This window comes from Zhenhengia yiwuensis (assembly GCF_014384995.1).
Taxonomy (GTDB): domain Bacteria; phylum Bacillota; class Clostridia; order Lachnospirales; family Cellulosilyticaceae; genus Zhenhengia; species Zhenhengia yiwuensis.
In genome coordinates this window covers 1-688 of sequence record NZ_JACRSY010000124.1, presented here as the reverse complement: position 1 = coordinate 688, position 688 = coordinate 1, and the positions used below count along the sequence as shown (strand labels likewise).

1 protein-coding gene is annotated in these 688 nt (G+C 34.2%); it reads right to left on the bottom strand.

Going from position 1 to position 688, the window contains the following annotated elements:
* On the bottom strand, positions 1–688 hold a 688-nt coding region (locus H8718_RS20365), incomplete at both ends, for a hypothetical protein (RefSeq protein ID WP_249334878.1).

Below are 688 nucleotides of genomic sequence, written 5' to 3'. Positions count from 1 at the left end.
TAAAACTACATCTACTGTAGTACTTTCTAAAGCTTGTAATCGCGCTTCTATTTCTGCTATACGGTCTACTGGTACTGTCACTTTAAAGCTCGATGGTTTTACAGCTCCACCAACTTCTAAAATATTAGTTTTATGGGTTAGGATTGTAGGTACAAGTTCTTTTGGAATGTGAGTTACTATAGGTGTAGCTAATTGATACCATAATTTAAACCCTACGTTCGTTAACCATGTATTCACACCACTACTATCAAGTGTTACTAAGTCAGTTTTTAATACTGATAAATATAACCACCCATTTTGATTGATAGCTATCCCCTTTATTGTAGCATTGTATACAGCAGTAGTAGCAAACACTTTAAGGGGGTCACATATACAAGTTGCAACTATACTATTGTTAAACCCTTTTGCATTTAAAAGGGGTGTTCCAAAACTAACCATTGTATCAGTTTCTACAGCTTTTGTCCAAGTATTGCTATTAGCGGTTGTAAATAATACATTTTTAGTTAATACTCCTGTCCCATCATCTTTAACATCTAAGCTATCTTTGGATTCTCCTATCCCATACAATGAAATAACTTTTTTATTTGCCTTATCTTCTTCATTGGCATAGATAGGATATTGCTGACCGTTATTTGAGATAATAGTTTGAGTTGAAGATAGACCGAACGGAATATATGAGGTTGGAGTA